16 protein-coding genes are annotated in these 14,204 nt (G+C 40.5%); 8 read left to right on the top strand and 8 right to left on the bottom strand.

All coding sequences use genetic code 11. The annotated features are described in order from the left end of the window. Positions 1 to 2: 2 nt before the first annotated feature. Together BANA01_RS05300 and BANA01_RS05295 are read right to left on the bottom strand one after the other, a co-directional pair. A complete protein-coding gene (locus tag BANA01_RS05300) occupies positions 3 to 1,190 on the bottom strand; it encodes a toxic anion resistance protein (RefSeq protein WP_063251978.1) in 1,188 nt (395 codons plus the stop codon). Further along, positions 1,187 to 1,846, bottom strand: a complete 660-nt coding sequence (locus BANA01_RS05295) for a 5-bromo-4-chloroindolyl phosphate hydrolysis family protein (protein ID WP_326161102.1) — start codon at positions 1,844 to 1,846, stop codon at positions 1,187 to 1,189. Before BANA01_RS05295 ends, BANA01_RS05300 begins: the two co-directional genes overlap by 4 nt. Before the next feature lie 371 nt (positions 1,847 to 2,217). Between BANA01_RS05295 and BANA01_RS29440 the strand changes: the two genes are divergently transcribed. The 6 genes from BANA01_RS29440 (at position 2,218) to BANA01_RS05265 (ending at position 8,126) form a co-directional block, all read left to right on the top strand. Continuing rightward, complete coding sequence (locus BANA01_RS29440; RefSeq protein ID WP_157411727.1) at positions 2,218 to 2,760, top strand: hypothetical protein; 543 nt, start codon at positions 2,218 to 2,220, stop codon at positions 2,758 to 2,760. 211 nt (positions 2,761 to 2,971) lie between these two features. Continuing rightward, on the top strand, positions 2,972 to 3,784 hold the full coding sequence (gene zupT / locus BANA01_RS05280) for a zinc transporter ZupT (protein ID WP_063251974.1): 813 nt from the start codon (positions 2,972 to 2,974) through the stop codon (positions 3,782 to 3,784). Between the two features lie 243 nt (positions 3,785 to 4,027). After that, positions 4,028 to 5,404, top strand: coding sequence for a S1C family serine protease (locus BANA01_RS05275; RefSeq protein WP_169803649.1), 1,377 nt, complete (start codon positions 4,028 to 4,030; stop codon positions 5,402 to 5,404). A gap of 167 nt (positions 5,405 to 5,571) precedes the next feature. Further along, a complete protein-coding gene (locus BANA01_RS29820) occupies positions 5,572 to 5,790 on the top strand; it encodes a hypothetical protein (protein WP_169803648.1) in 219 nt (72 codons plus the stop codon). Between the two features lie 130 nt (positions 5,791 to 5,920). Next, positions 5,921 to 6,526 (top strand): glycerol-3-phosphate acyltransferase, encoded by a 606-nt coding sequence (locus BANA01_RS05270; protein WP_082799402.1) that lies wholly within the window; start codon positions 5,921 to 5,923, stop codon positions 6,524 to 6,526. After that, positions 6,519 to 8,126, top strand: coding sequence for an aminotransferase class V-fold PLP-dependent enzyme (locus BANA01_RS05265; protein ID WP_063251972.1), 1,608 nt, complete (start codon positions 6,519 to 6,521; stop codon positions 8,124 to 8,126). The genes BANA01_RS05270 and BANA01_RS05265 overlap by 8 nt, the downstream gene beginning before the upstream one ends. 301 nt (positions 8,127 to 8,427) lie before the next feature. Here BANA01_RS05265 and BANA01_RS05260 read toward each other — a convergent pair whose 3' ends face one another. After that, on the bottom strand, positions 8,428 to 8,658 hold the full coding sequence (locus tag BANA01_RS05260; protein ID WP_063251971.1) for a magnesium chelatase subunit ChlI family protein: 231 nt from the start codon (positions 8,656 to 8,658) through the stop codon (positions 8,428 to 8,430). Then, entirely contained in the window at positions 8,643 to 9,254 is a 612-nt protein-coding gene (locus BANA01_RS05255; RefSeq protein ID WP_063251970.1) for a transposase, read from the bottom strand. The genes BANA01_RS05260 and BANA01_RS05255 overlap by 16 nt, the downstream gene beginning before the upstream one ends. A gap of 246 nt (positions 9,255 to 9,500) precedes the next feature. On the opposite strand from BANA01_RS05255, the gene BANA01_RS05250 reads away from it, so the two are divergent. Then, on the top strand, positions 9,501 to 9,866 hold the full coding sequence (locus tag BANA01_RS05250) for a helix-turn-helix domain-containing protein (RefSeq protein WP_218008381.1): 366 nt from the start codon (positions 9,501 to 9,503) through the stop codon (positions 9,864 to 9,866). Between the two features lie 213 nt (positions 9,867 to 10,079). Next, positions 10,080 to 10,526 (top strand): DUF6376 family protein, encoded by a 447-nt coding sequence (locus BANA01_RS05245; protein WP_034674606.1) that lies wholly within the window; start codon positions 10,080 to 10,082, stop codon positions 10,524 to 10,526. 87 nt (positions 10,527 to 10,613) lie between these two features. Here BANA01_RS05245 and BANA01_RS05240 read toward each other — a convergent pair whose 3' ends face one another. The 4 genes from BANA01_RS05240 to BANA01_RS05225 are packed head-to-tail and all read right to left on the bottom strand — an operon-like array spanning position 10,614 to position 14,167. Further along, on the bottom strand, positions 10,614 to 11,393 hold the full coding sequence (locus tag BANA01_RS05240; protein WP_034674605.1) for an energy-coupling factor transporter transmembrane component T family protein: 780 nt from the start codon (positions 11,391 to 11,393) through the stop codon (positions 10,614 to 10,616). Further along, positions 11,380 to 12,999 (bottom strand): ABC transporter ATP-binding protein, encoded by a 1,620-nt coding sequence (locus BANA01_RS05235; RefSeq protein ID WP_034674603.1) that lies wholly within the window; start codon positions 12,997 to 12,999, stop codon positions 11,380 to 11,382. The genes BANA01_RS05240 and BANA01_RS05235 overlap by 14 nt, the downstream gene beginning before the upstream one ends. Next, positions 12,986 to 13,567, bottom strand: coding sequence for an ECF transporter S component (locus BANA01_RS05230; protein WP_034674600.1), 582 nt, complete (start codon positions 13,565 to 13,567; stop codon positions 12,986 to 12,988). The genes BANA01_RS05235 and BANA01_RS05230 overlap by 14 nt, the downstream gene beginning before the upstream one ends. After that, on the bottom strand, positions 13,568 to 14,167 hold the full coding sequence (locus BANA01_RS05225) for a YkoF family thiamine/hydroxymethylpyrimidine-binding protein (RefSeq protein ID WP_034674597.1): 600 nt from the start codon (positions 14,165 to 14,167) through the stop codon (positions 13,568 to 13,570). It lies immediately after the preceding gene. Between the last annotated feature and the right edge of the window lie 37 nt (positions 14,168 to 14,204).

The following is a 14,204-nucleotide window of genomic DNA, read 5'->3' as shown; positions in this document are numbered from 1 at the left end:
TCCTATTTCCCTTTGATTTCTAAGAGTTTGAGCCTTAAATCATTTTCCATATTCGCTAATTCCTGCTCAGCTAAACGGCGTTTATGGCGCCCTTCTTCCTGAATGCGCATGGTTTCTTCAAGCGTAGTAATTAAATTTTCCTGTGTCTTCTTAAGTGTATCGATATCGACGAGACCACGCTCATTTTCTTTAGCGGTCTCAATGGTATTGGTTTTTAGCATTTCAGCATTTTTTAATAGCAGCTCATTTGTGGTTTGTGATACCTTTTTCTGAGCTTCCACAGCATGTCGCTGACGAATGAGCGTCAGTGCAATTGCAACTTGATTTTTCCACAAAGGAATGGCTGTCATGATGGACGATTGTATTTTTTCAACAAGCGCTTGGTTTGTATTTTGGATGAGACGGATTTGCGGAGCACTCTGGATGGTTATCTCACGGCTCAATTTCAAATCGTATAAGCGTTTGTCCAAGCGGTCAGCAAACTGTATCATATCGTTTACTTCTTGGACCTTCATTTGATCATTCGTTGCCGCTGCAACTCTCTTCATTTCTGGAATTGTTTTTTGATGCAGCTCTTCTAGCTTAATTTCTCCTGCGGCAATATAAACATTTAACGCATGGAAATACTCTTTATTTGTTTCATAGAGCTGTTCCAGTAGTTTTATATCCGATAACAGCACGTTCTTGCTGCGGTCAAGTTTCACACTAATCCGGTCAATTTGTGCGCCTGTCTTTTGATATTTGGATAACACTTCTTGAAGTGAGTTAGAAATTTTCCCAAACATACGGCCGAAAAAGGACGGCTTCCCATCCTTCAGTTCATCCGGATTAACCTCATCCAGCCGCTTCATTAAATCACTAATGATTTCTCCGACTTCACCTATATCCTTTTTCTGCACATGTTCAAGCATGGTGTGAGAAAAACTTAACAGCTTCCCTTGTGCCTGCGTACCGTACGTAATCATCGCCTGGTGATTTCTCGGGTCAATTTGTTCAGCAAGCTGATAGGCTTTCGCCCGGTTCTCTTCAGGAATAACATCAATCAGCTTTGTAGGCTTGGCTTCCTGAAGCTGTGGTGTGGGCTGCGCTTCCGGTTGAGTTGTAAGCTCGTTGTCACCAAACGGATTGGCTAGAATATCATCTAACAAATTCCCAGTTTTTTTCAATTGAGGTGAGTTATTTTCGCTCATTTTAGCCTCCTGCTTTCGTCTATTGTTTTAGTATCATTAAGTTTCTTAATGGAATGTTTCGCTACATCAATTTCAAAATTCAATGTATCTAAATCGTCCGAGATTACATGGTAAAGATCCTCTTCCAACGCCTTTGTTAAGTCCGTAAGTGTCTGACGAGTCTCGTATAAAGAAACATCAATCTCGTGATTCTTCTTAGGCTGCTGCGATAAAAAGCGATATTTCTCTGTTAGCTCTACAACAGAATCTAAGTGAGAAAAATAAAATTTCTCAGCTTTATAAAAGCGCCTTGGTTCTGTTTGGGTCATGCTTTGAATCTTTCTAGTAATCCTCAGAACATCAAGTCGTTGCTTTATCGTAGGAAGATCGCGGATGGAAAATAATGATCTATTTAGTTTGTTAATTTTTTGTTTCGCTTCATCTAAATTCTTCTTTATATAACGATATTCTTTTCTCGTAAGCTGATGTTTTTTCAAAAAGCGGGATGTTATGACCGCGGATGTAATCTTGTAAACAATGACCCCGCCTGCTAAAGAAATGGCGGACGAAACCAAAAATGTTAGATCAAAGGCAAAATAGCTTAAAAACCAAACCGTGACCGCAGATGGAACAGTCACAACACTCTGGATTAGAAATGATAAAAATCGGTTCATCATAATCGACTCCTGACTAAAAATCCTTTATATTCATACGAATCAACAACAAAAATGTTTCACCAAACACAAAATACAAAAAAAGGAAAGTTCCTCTTACAACTTCAACAATACACCATAAAACTCCTGCTTTCCATAGACCACAAACGTAAACAAGACTAAGACCTAAGACGTATTTTTGGACGACATTTTTGGTGACATTTTTTGGTGACAGGCACCACCCGTGGACAGTGTCCATTCCAGATGGACAGTATTCCTTCTCTATCCTGTTGTTTAGTGTTTTCTAGGCTTTAGTCCAAGACGATTACCCAGTTAGACATAGGATATGAAAGTATCACTTTAAAATATTTCAAATAAATAGATAGAGGAGTGCGATGAAACGAATGTATCAATCATTTGGAATGCCCGTTGAGTATCGATTTGGACATCAAGGAGGTCAACATGGTGGCGGTCACCATGGCGGTGGCCATCATGGCGGCAGTCACCATGGCGGCGGTCATCATGGCGGCGGTCATCATGGCGGCGGTCATCATGGCGGCGGTCATCACGGCGGCGGCCATCACGGCGGCGGTCATCACGGCGGCGGTCATCACGGCGGCGGTCATCACGGCGGCGGTCATCATGGCGGCGGTCATCACGGCGGCGGTCATCACGGCGGCGGTCACTATGGCGGCGGATTTAATATAGGGAATGTTGGAGCTGGATTGCTGGGTCTAGGTTTAGGTTATTTAGGTTCTAGTCTTGGTGGCGGCTATGGTCCTGGTTACGGTTATGGTTCTGGTTATGGTGCTGGATATGGATATCCTGGTGGTTTTGCTGGAGCAGGACCTGGGTATGGGATGTACGGAACTGGTTTTGGTCCGGGAATGGGTGGATATGGACCAGGGTATGGCGGTGGATTTGGCCCAAGATATTAATCTTCTATAAGAATAAGCGTGAAGTTCTTGTGTGGAAAATCCCTGGACCTCACGCTTTTTATATTTTTCGAATTATTTTTACTGTTTTTTTGTTTCGAACGGTGTAAAATGTTTCTCAAAGGAAACATTCCTGTATTCACGCATATATAATATTATTCATAACTTTCAAACATAAAAACTAAAACATTTATAAATAAAGGGAGAAGAGACTATGACGGAGAATCTGCTATTAGCGTTTGGGCTGACATTATTTGCTGGCCTTGCAACAGGCATAGGAAGTCTGCTCGCATTTTTCACCTCACATACAAATACAAAATTTCTATCTGTCACCTTAGGATTTTCTGCTGGAGTGATGATTTATGTCTCAATGGTGGAAATTTTCGTGAAAGCTAAAGTAGCACTCGTGGATTCCTTGGGAGTGGTTCCTGGAAACTGGTTAACAGTAGGAGGATTTTTCGGAGGCATGCTTCTGATTGCCGCAATCGACAAATTTATTCCAAAGCAATCAAACCCGCATGAATTGAAAACTGTTGAGGATATGAATGAGCCAGGTATAAATGACGGGAAGAAGCCTGATCTTTTAAAAATGGGAACATTTACGGCACTTGCAATTGGTATTCATAACTTTCCGGAAGGAATTGCTACCTTCACCTCTGCTTTGCAAGACCCAGCACTTGGTATTGCCATCGCTGTCGCGATAGCAATTCATAATATTCCAGAAGGTATTGCTGTTTCTGTGCCTGTTTACTTTGCGACGGGTGATAAGAAAAAGGCTTTTAAACTATCATTCTTGTCTGGTTTATCTGAACCAATTGGTGCATTAGTTGCCTATTTATTCTTAATGCCTTTTTTAAATGATATTATGTTCGGAATTATCTTTGCCGCAGTGGCTGGGATTATGGTGTTTATCTCTCTTGATGAACTATTACCGGCGGCAAAAAGGTATGACGAAACACACCTATCAATTTACGGCCTAATTGCCGGAATGGCGGTCATGGCACTAAGCCTTTTACTATTCATCTAATCATAAAATCAAATACAAAAACTTGGAGCCAGCAAAAATGCTGGCTTTTCCCTTTTCGAGAATTTCCGGAAATCCTCTAACTGTCCGCCTGAGGGATGGAATTGTCCACCCTAGGTGGAAAGTGTCCACGAGTGGTGACAGGCACCAATGATAATTTATTTTCAGGTACAAAGTTTCATTAATTGAATAAGGGCATATATTAGATGGAATTTCCAATATTCATGGAAGCGAGTGGATTTATTGATGAAAAGGGCACTGTTTACAATTCCGCTTTGTTTGATACTTATTGGGGTTATGGTGACTTCTTTTGTTCTCATGGGTATCAAACCAAGCTCTACGAATATTTCTCAAGCTCAAAAGCTAGCGGAATACACAAAGCCAGCGGTTGTTCGGATTCTTGGCTACTCTGTAGTCGGATGGCAGTTTAACAATCCTTATGACCCAGAAGTGGAGGCAATACTGAATCAGTTAAACTACCAATCTGTTGTCGGTGGCTCTGGATCGGGGGCCATTATTAGTTCAGACGGGTATATTGTCACCAATGCCCATGTTGTAGAAGCCGCCCAGATGGAAGATGAGGATATTGCTAACGCTGCATTTGACCAACTTGTCACCATTATTGCAGATTATTTTCAGGTAGATTACGATACAGCATACGATTATATGTTGACCTATACGCAATACACTGGAATCCAAAAAGTAATTAAGGTTATTTTACCTGGCGGAGATATACTTGACGGCGAAGTTAAGAGCTATGGCGCTCCTGTCAATGAAGGTAAGGATGTAGCGGTACTCAAGATTGAAGGAAAAAACCTTCCTACATTAAAACTTGGAAACTCCGATAATATTCAAAATCAGGATAATATTTGGGTGAGCGGCTACCCAGCAGCAGCCGATTCTGATTTGTTGTCTCCTGATTCCTCTCTTGTATCTTCTATGAATGCAGGTCAAATTTCCGCTACAGATAAGAAAACGGAGCAAGGAAGCCCAGTCATTCAAATTAATGCAGCGGCGACACACGGTAACAGCGGCGGTCCTGTCATCAATGAAAAAGGTGAAATCATTGGTTTGCTCACCTTTAGAGGCGATACCGTAAATGGTCAAGAGGTTCAAGGTTTTAACTTCTCGGTTCCTGTAAATACAGTTAAGGAATTTACAAATCAGGCTGGAGCAAAGAACACTTCTAGCAACACAGATAAACTTTACAAGGAAGGCCTCGAGCTTTATTGGGGCGGTTATTACAATAATGCTCTTGAAAAATTTGAAGCGGTTCAGAGACTATATCCAAACCATTCCGAAATTAAGAAGTTTATTACTAACTCTGAGCAAAGAGCTGGGGACAGTAAAACACTATGGTCTGATTATAAAACGATTTTCTACATCGTTGACGGAGTTGCAGCATTACTGATCTTACTCCTTTTGGTATTCACCTTTGCAAGAAAGCGGAACCGGCCAGTAGCAGTACCTGCGGCAGCAGCACCTCAGGTACCACCATCGCAGCCAACCATACCAGAAAACACCATTCCGGACATAAACGGCGATGGAAAAATCGACGTTCAGGACATCCTACTCGCCCTCCAAGAACAGCAAAAGAAACAACAGAAAAAAGACGACGAATAAGTGACCCCACAGTGTATGCAAAATTAGATGTATAAATGAAGAAAAATGCATAAATGGTGACAGGCACCCCCTCAAATTAAAAAGTATAAAAAGTCATGGGAGATAATATCTATTTATAAATGTGATTTTTTGAGGGGGGATGTCTTCTGAGAGGCGTATTACGGTTGGTGGGTTTCCTCATTTTCATTTTTGGGGTTTATCTGATTTTTGCAGAACAAATATTTTTTGGAGTTCTATCCATTATATTAGCCTTTTTGATTTTCCCTAACCGAAAGAGTAGTGGCACCCATCACTCTAACTACGATTATAATAACTCTAGCAATGATCATGTTTACAGTTCAGACAGCGACTCTAGCGGCGGTGACTCTGGAGGCAGCAGTGACTAAAGAAAACATCCTCTTCTGGAGGATGTTTTTCATTTAAGGCAGTAATGTACAGCGTACTTTTTACAAGCATTTTCACAAAGTATATGTGAATAATCAAAGAATCATATTATAATGGAAATATATTCATATTATGAGTGAGTACCAAGAACACACAAAGGTTGTGTTGGACATGCTATGGTTGTATTTTATTATTTCCTATTTAATTGGAAGTATTATGTTTGGCTTTTTGATCACGAAAATCATCTATCATAAAGATATTCGGATTCAAGGAAGCGGTAATGTTGGTGCAAGAAATGCAGGCAGGCTCCATGGTAAAATGGCCTTTGTGCTCATTTTTCTCGGGGACGCACTAAAAGGTGGTCTGGTTATTTTAGCCGCACGCTACCTTCAATTCTCTGAATCTATTCAACTTCTAGGTTTAGCAATAGCCATTTTGGGTCACATCAAGCCCGTCACCTTAAAATTTAAAGGTGGAAAAGGGATTTCAACCTTCATTGGCGGAATGATTACCTTTGAACCCCTCATGATTCCTGTAATTATTCTGGGATTCGGTCTCCTATACCCTTTTTTAAAAAGCTTTACATTAGCAGGATTAGGAGCATTTCTTTTTATTCCAGTTGTCCTTTTTTTAAAAAATAATGATTGGCCAAGTTGCAGCATAGTATTAGGTATCATCGCAATGCTTTACGCAGCACATGCAGAAAATCTCAAGGAAAGGCTGAAACCTAATGAGTAAGCACGAATTCTTTTTCAAAATTGCCACCACAGCTGATGAATTTGAACAAATTCATTGCTTAAACTATCAAACCTTTTCAGAGGAAATCCCACAGCACGCAAAGAATAAGGAGCAAAAGTTAGTGGATCCCTTCCATGCTGAAAATACATATATCATTTGTGTAAAAGACAACGAAGTGATTGGGATGACAGCGATTCGTGATAACCGGCCATTTTCGCTTGATCGAAAAATTGGACCCGTTGAACAGTCACTCTCTTTTCCTGTCAGCTCTCCATGTGAAGTTAGACTATTATCTGTCAAAAAAGAATATCGAAATGGCCGGGTCTTTTTAGGGCTCGCACAGTTTTTAATAAAATATTGTTTAAAAAAAGGGTATGATATTGCCTTCATTTCTGGCACAGTCCGCCAATTAAAGCTCTATAGCCAGTTAGGCTTCCAGCCTTTTGCTCAATTAACCGGTACGGATGAAGCACTTTTTCAACCTATGTTTTTGACGAAGAAGACCTTTGATGAATCGATTGCTGGCAGAATACTACCACCAGCGATACCATTCTTGCCGGGACCAGTCCAGGTTTCTCAAAAAGTCATGAATGCCTTAAGTAAGACACCGATTTCTCACCGTTCCGATCAATATAAAGAAAAAATAGCAAAAGCAAAGGATATGCTCGCAAAATTAGTGAACAGTCAATATGTTCATATACTTTTAGGGTCTGGAACACTTGCCAATGATGTGGTGGCAGGGCAGCTTTCTTTAGAAACTGGCCGAGGACTCATTTTATCCAATGGAGAATTTGGCAGCCGTTTGATTGCACAAGCTAATCGATTTGGTCTCCAATTTGATGTACTTCAAAAAGACTGGGGGCAGGCTTTCACCCGTGATGAAATTGTTTCTAATATCTTGAATACGACAAGTTGGATCTGGGCGGTTCACAGTGAAACTTCCTCTGGCATGCTCAATGATCTTGGTTTATTGAAGGATATATCGGAACAGCATCAACTTAAGCTATGCCTGGATTGCATAAGCTCTTTGGGGGCAATCGAAACAGATTTGGATGGTGTATTTTTAGCAACAGGTGTAAGTGGAAAAGCGATTCGCGGACTAACAGGGCTTTCATTCGTTTTCCACCACCACGAGGTACAGCCTTCACTGACACTTCCGAAATATCTTGATTTGGGAACATACATGGCAAAAGGCAGCATTCCTTTTTCTCAGTCCTCTAATCTTTTAGAGGCACTTTTAGCTGCTTTAGAGGATGTTACTAGTGAGACTTTTAAGAAAGTGATGGAGACACATATTTTCTTAAAGAATCAGCTTAAACAATTTGGTTTTACCATCGTCAGTGAACAGCACAGCTCACCGATGATTCTTACAATAGAAATACCTCCTTCCATTTCTTCCGCTCTGATTGGAGAAATTCTTTACAATCACGGCTACCAGCTGCACTATGAAAGTGACTATCTGCAGCGAAGAAATTGGATTCAAATTGCCTGCATCGACGAATACGATAAAGCTGACCTCGAGAAAATGGTCCATCTCTTAAATAGAGTAATAACCTATGAGCAAACTGCCACACAACAAGCAATAGTGAACGGCAGCTAAGAAGCAAAAGTCACTCGCCACAATAGCCTGGCAGTGACTTTTTGGCATGCCAACTGTCCGCCTGAGGTGGACAGTGTCCACGAGTGGTGCCTGTCACCACATATTTGTCATCACATATTGTTGTAACCATCGTGTTGTCGACAACATTCATATTGGCCCATCGTATTGCCTTTTAACGAAATTTTACCGGTTGTACTGTGACAGATGTATCAACGACTAATTAAAGCCTCCCAAATGCTTTGGTTGGTAATGGAGGTTTTCCCGTCTAGGTTTGAGATGGTTCGAGCGAGTTTAATGATTTTTATTTGGGTACAGTTGTTCCAGTTTTTCTAGTCGCATGTTGGTGAATGATTTTCTGCTGCTCTTGAGTTAATAGGCTTGTTTTTTGTAAAACATCATAGCTAACGCTACTATTACATAGTTCCTTACCATAACGCTCATATTGCAGGTTTCTTGCTGCCTCCACCCTTCTTTGGTTCAGTCGATACCCCTCCATTCCTTTCAAACCAATACTCGTTACTTTTGCACACATGGATTTTCCTCTTTTCTTGGAATCATCACCACTTTACTATTTTCGAGTAAGTACATATCCACTTGGGGTGTTTTAATGTATTCTTCATAATGCTTGGACGCAGGGGCAGGAAAATAGGAAAGCAAATATTTGGTGTCTACGAATTCGGTTACTTCCCCATTAACATAAGCATTGTAACTGCTCCATGAATAGTCCTCTAATCGATCGACAAGACCAGCTTTCAATGGATTTCGGTGGATATACTTGCTGACATCAAATTCATAATCAAGAGAATCTAATAATTCAGCACCATAGCGTTTTTCAAATACATGGCCGGTGAACTCATATTTTTTATTAAAGTACTTGGCAAATTTGGTATTGAGGTGACTCATGATAACGGTTGGAGAAGTGTTTGAGGTTTTAATTTGGAGGTGAGTATGGTTGGTCATTAAACAGAAAGCGTGAAGCGTAAAAGGGAATCGAACCAGTGTTTCTTGTAAAACACTTAGATATTTCATGCGATCCTCATCATCATAAAAAAGAGTAGATTTGCGGTTCCCCCGACTTGTAATATGATACTTTGCACCTGGAAACCATGTACGGCGTTTTCGACCCACAGCGGTCACTCCTATTCAATTATTATATTTAGAGGTGTTAAAACAGAGGAAAACTGAAAGCAGAGATTCAAATTATAACATTCGACACCATTCCCTATACTCCTTCTATAACTTTATTGATAAATAATAAACATACTGTCCGCCTCAGGTGGAAAGTGTCCACGAGTGGTGACAGGCACCCTGCATTTAAGATATAATTATCAAAAAAAGGGAAGGAGAATTGTCATGTACTACGGGAAATACAAAATGGGAGAGGTAATTCGGAGATTGAGAATTGAAAAACAGTTAACAATTGAACAAGTTGCTGAACACTGTGGGGTAAAAAACAAATACATTATTCAACTTGAAGAAGACTTACATTCAGATATAGAATTTACTTTACTTTGGTACATTGCCTCTATATTTGATATGAAGCCTCATGAACTATTCAAGGAAATTGATAAAGGAAATGAAGATTTCTATAGAAGAATGCGGGAAGAACGAAAGAAACATCTCTTTACGATAACCGAACAACGGCGAAGACGCAAAAAGCTGGATTTGCAAAAGAAAATAACACATAACTTCAAAAATAAGCATAACACACATCAACTTAAAATAAAGAACCACTTCTAATAAACAAGAAGTGTTTTTTCATTTTCCACGAGTGTTGACAGGCACATTTAGGCTCTCTTACAAGCACCGTGGCATGGTAGCTGCTTTTATGATATCCTTAAATTACTCTAAATGCTTCTCTAAAAGACGTATTCATTTTTTATTGCCCCTTCAACCTAGCCCACATTTTTAGCCCTTAATACATTTTACCAAAACAAAGTCGGAGGTTTTAATTTGAAAAAATTATTCATTTTATTTTTTGCCAGTATGTTATTACTGCTAGGCGGTTGTTCGTTTCTCAATGACGCACAGGACACTATAACTTATGTTACTGAAGCAACAGACTATTTAGCGGTTGCAACTGATTTTGCCGGTAATGCCCCAGCTCTTGCGCAACAGGCTATTACGGATCTTCAAGCTGGTGAGGATTTTCAAAATATGCTTCAACAAATGCAGCAAACTGCGGAAGCTTTTAATGAACTTCAAGCACCAGAGATTGCAGCTGAGCTTCACCAGCAAATCATCGAACAAAACAGCGTAATTATCAGTGAAATAGAAACATTCATGAGTAATTTCCAAGACGGGCTGCTCGATCCTGCTATTCTTGAAAATACAGAGTTATTTCAGACCGTTCAAGATATTACCAGTATTATTGACCAGGTTCAACAGCTTGGTGAATAAATCCTATCCTTTACAAGGTACAGCTATAAGTATTGAAGTTATCAAAGAGAAAAAATGGGGCGTCCGTTGAGATACCCCATTTTTGTTTTAAAGTTCGCCATTATAAAATTGTAAGTAACCGAATTTCCAAGAGATACAAACACTGAGAACGACTGCACTAATCATAAGGATGAAAAAGAGCCAGTCAATATAGGAAAGCTTAATCTCGCGATAGAATATCCTATTTTTTTCTCCGGTAAAGCCTTTTGATTCCATTGCAAGTGCGGTTCGCTCTGCTTTACGAATCGCTCCTGCAAGGAGTGGAATTACGTATCGTTTCAACTGCTGCATTTTTTCTGAAATAGTTCGTGCTCGTGCTACGCCCCGTACTCGATGGGCATTTTGCAAGATTTGAAACTCTTCCTTGATTAACGGCAGGAATCGATATCCGGCCATGATTCCATAAGCAAGTTTTGGCGGCAGCTTGCATTGCTGCATTAAACTAAGGAGAAAATCCGTTGGCTTTGTCGTTAATGTAAACATAATGGATAACGTGGCAAAGCTTAACACCCTGAGACCCAGCGACACACCTCTTCGAAATCCTTCTGCTGTCATCGTCAAAAAACCCCATTGCCAAATAACGTGATCCCCCTCTTGTAGACGAGGAAACAGCAAAGTTGACCATACATAAATGACGGCAATAAATAAAAAGGGGGCTAATAATAGCAGCCATTTTTTTAAAGAAACCCTGCCAAAAACAAAGGTCAACGTTACAGTCCAGAGAATGATTAGAATCGGTGTAATTGGATCGAAAAACGCCGATAATATTAGGATAGAAATAACGATAGTAAAAGCTTTAATACTCGGATTCACCTCATGTAGCGACATGAATCTCTCTCCTTACCATTTCATTTTGCAGCTGTTTTCTAAAAGGCAGCTTCAGCCTTGCTCGTTCGATGACATCACGCTTTCCCCATAACCTTTCAGGTGTTCCGGAGAAAATTAATTCACCCTCGTTTAACACATAAACGGTATCTGCATATTGATCAACCAGCTCCATATCATGGGTAATCATGAAAACTGCCCCGTTCTTTTCGTTAAGCACACTCATAATTTCATGTGCGGTATTAGCGTCCTGACCAAATGTCGGCTCATCAAGGATAAGCAATTCCTGTTCATGAACGAGCATGGTCGCAACACTCAACCTCCGCTTCTGTCCTTGGCTCAGAGCAAACGGGTGGGCACCTGCGTGTTTTTGCAGATTCATAGTTTCAAGAACAGAGGAGACGATTGCCCTTTGACTTAAACCAAAGGCAATTTCCTCGTAAACACAATCCGTGATAAATTGATGTTCTGGATTTTGAAACACGTAGCCGAGAGACTGATACAAGTCTTTCTCCTTCCACTTTGAAAGTGGAACACCGAGAAACTGAATCTCCCCTTTCGTAAGTGGAAGAAATCCGGCTAAACATTTGGATAGAGTGGTCTTTCCAGAACCATTTTGTCCAACCAAAGCAATCTTTTCTCCTTTATGAATACGCAGCGTTATATTTTTCAAGTGCCCCCGGGCATAAAGACCATTCACTTCGAGAATCGGCTCCATTAGGGTCGTGTTTTTGCTTTCCTTTTTAAAAAAAGCGCTGGAATCCTCTAACCCTGACAGTAATTCAGCCGTACGAAGCGGAAGTCGCTCCCCTTTATAAAAGCCTTCATTCTTTGCAGAAATTCCAGCTTCTACTACTTTTGGCAGCCAAATACCTTCCTTTTTTAAAAAAGGAGCAAATTCTCCAAAGCATTGCAGAGTAATGCCATCAAAAAGAATGGCTCCGGTAGAATCTAAGACAAGACAGCGGTCAATCAGCTCTATCCAATCATCAAGCTTATGCTCAATGACAATTAGCGTAAACGGACGTGTTTTTCTTAATTTAGTGATCGTTTCTACTAGTTCTGTGCTGGATTGTGGATCAAGGTTAGCTGTCGGCTCATCTAGGATGATGACCTCCGGTTCAAGTGCCAAGACACAAGCTAATGCCAACTTCTGCTTTTGCCCTCCAGAAAGGGTGTGGATAACAGTCTTTTTTTCAGCCTGCAAGCCTACCCATTCTAGTGCTCTATCAATCTTTGCCTCCATCTCTGCCCGTGGTACATGGAAATTCTCCAAACCAAAAGCTACTTCTTCTTCCACGGTCAGCATGCAGAATTGGCTCTCTGGATCTTGAAAAACAATCCCTATTTTTTGATTGAGTTCACCTGGTTTAAAATCGTTCAGATTTTTGCCCTCAAACATGATTTTGCCCGTAATAACACCATCGACTGCCTCTGGATATAATTTGTTCAGACAATAAGCTAGTGTACTTTTTCCCGAACCACTTGGACCTAGTAGGAAAAGCGATTGATTTTTTAAAATGGAAAAAGAAAGGTCTTTGAAAATATAGCTATCTTCATAACTAAATCCCAGATCCTCTACTTTAATCTGAGGCTCAAACGGTAACATTTCGCTTGTGTTCCTTTCCTAATGGGAAACTGTTTAATGCTCCTGTTTTGGCGAGTCCTTCACTTAAATATTTCCCGAGTAACCCTGCCAGTAGTGCCCCGCTTACAAGACGAACAAAGAACATGGCCGTTACATAACTAGGCGAAAGGGCAGCAAATCCTGATACATAAAATCCCCAGGCAAAGCTAAACACCGATGAACCCATCCCTGCTGCCATCAAAACCCATGTTGAATAATTCTTCCACTTCGTGGCAGCAAAGACAGCTTCTGCACCTAATCCTTGAATCATGCCGGATATAATCAATTGCGGTCCAACGGCGTTACCAAGCATAACTTCCACTGTAGCAGCCACGGTTTCAGATAGAAAAGCGGCTCCTGGTTTACGGATAATATAAGCCGCAATAATCGAAACGATAAACCAAATTCCAAAAATGATATCATAACCAATCAACCCGAAAAGACCGAAAAGTACATTCCCGAGTTGTAGAAAAAGCAAATAGACAACAGCAAAAACAACAGCAAGTACCGATAAAACAATGACTTCACGAAGTTTCCATTTTGCCAGCATTTATTTCACCCTCTTTTTCGATGGGCTGTTGGCAGACATAACAACCGTCATGACAATATGTGTAGAATCGCTTTCGTGTGCTCCTTGGAAAGCATCCTCTAACGTCTTGAAAACCTTGTTTGCGTCACCATCAAGTCTTGAGGCATAGTGAACACCTTTTGTAAACGTTCCCTGATTTTGTGCAAGTTTACACTGATCCATAATTACATTCATATATGTAGGAGTTCCCATTGGGTATAGGGCAAATTGAACAGCCACTTCTTGTTTAATGTTCTGGGAACTTTCCTCATTTAGTCGGTCTGCATTTTCTGAAAGGTAGACATCACCTGCTGAATCCCCTGGACAGCCATTTGAAAACGTCGCCTGCAGCACAACATGATCACCGTTTTTTGACGACTCTAGAAAAATAGCTTTTACGACATCAAATACATGCTCCGATCTTCCTCTAACGCATGTGCTCACATCGTCGGTCTCCATCCAAACCTTTGAAGTATCGACTGCTTCTAATGCTGATAGAATAATATCTACAAACCTATCAGACATCGGATAAATCGAAAATCTCGCCCCAGTAATCTCACTCGTACCACAAAAATTAGACATTTCACATACCCCCATTGATATTTTGGCAACAAAAAAA

It is taken from the genome of Neobacillus niacini NBRC 15566 (genome assembly GCF_001591505.1).
Lineage (GTDB): Bacteria > Bacillota > Bacilli > Bacillales > Cytobacillaceae > Neobacillus > Neobacillus niacini.
The sequence above is the reverse complement of the archived record's forward strand: the minus strand, read 5'-3'. Positions and strand labels throughout refer to the sequence as shown.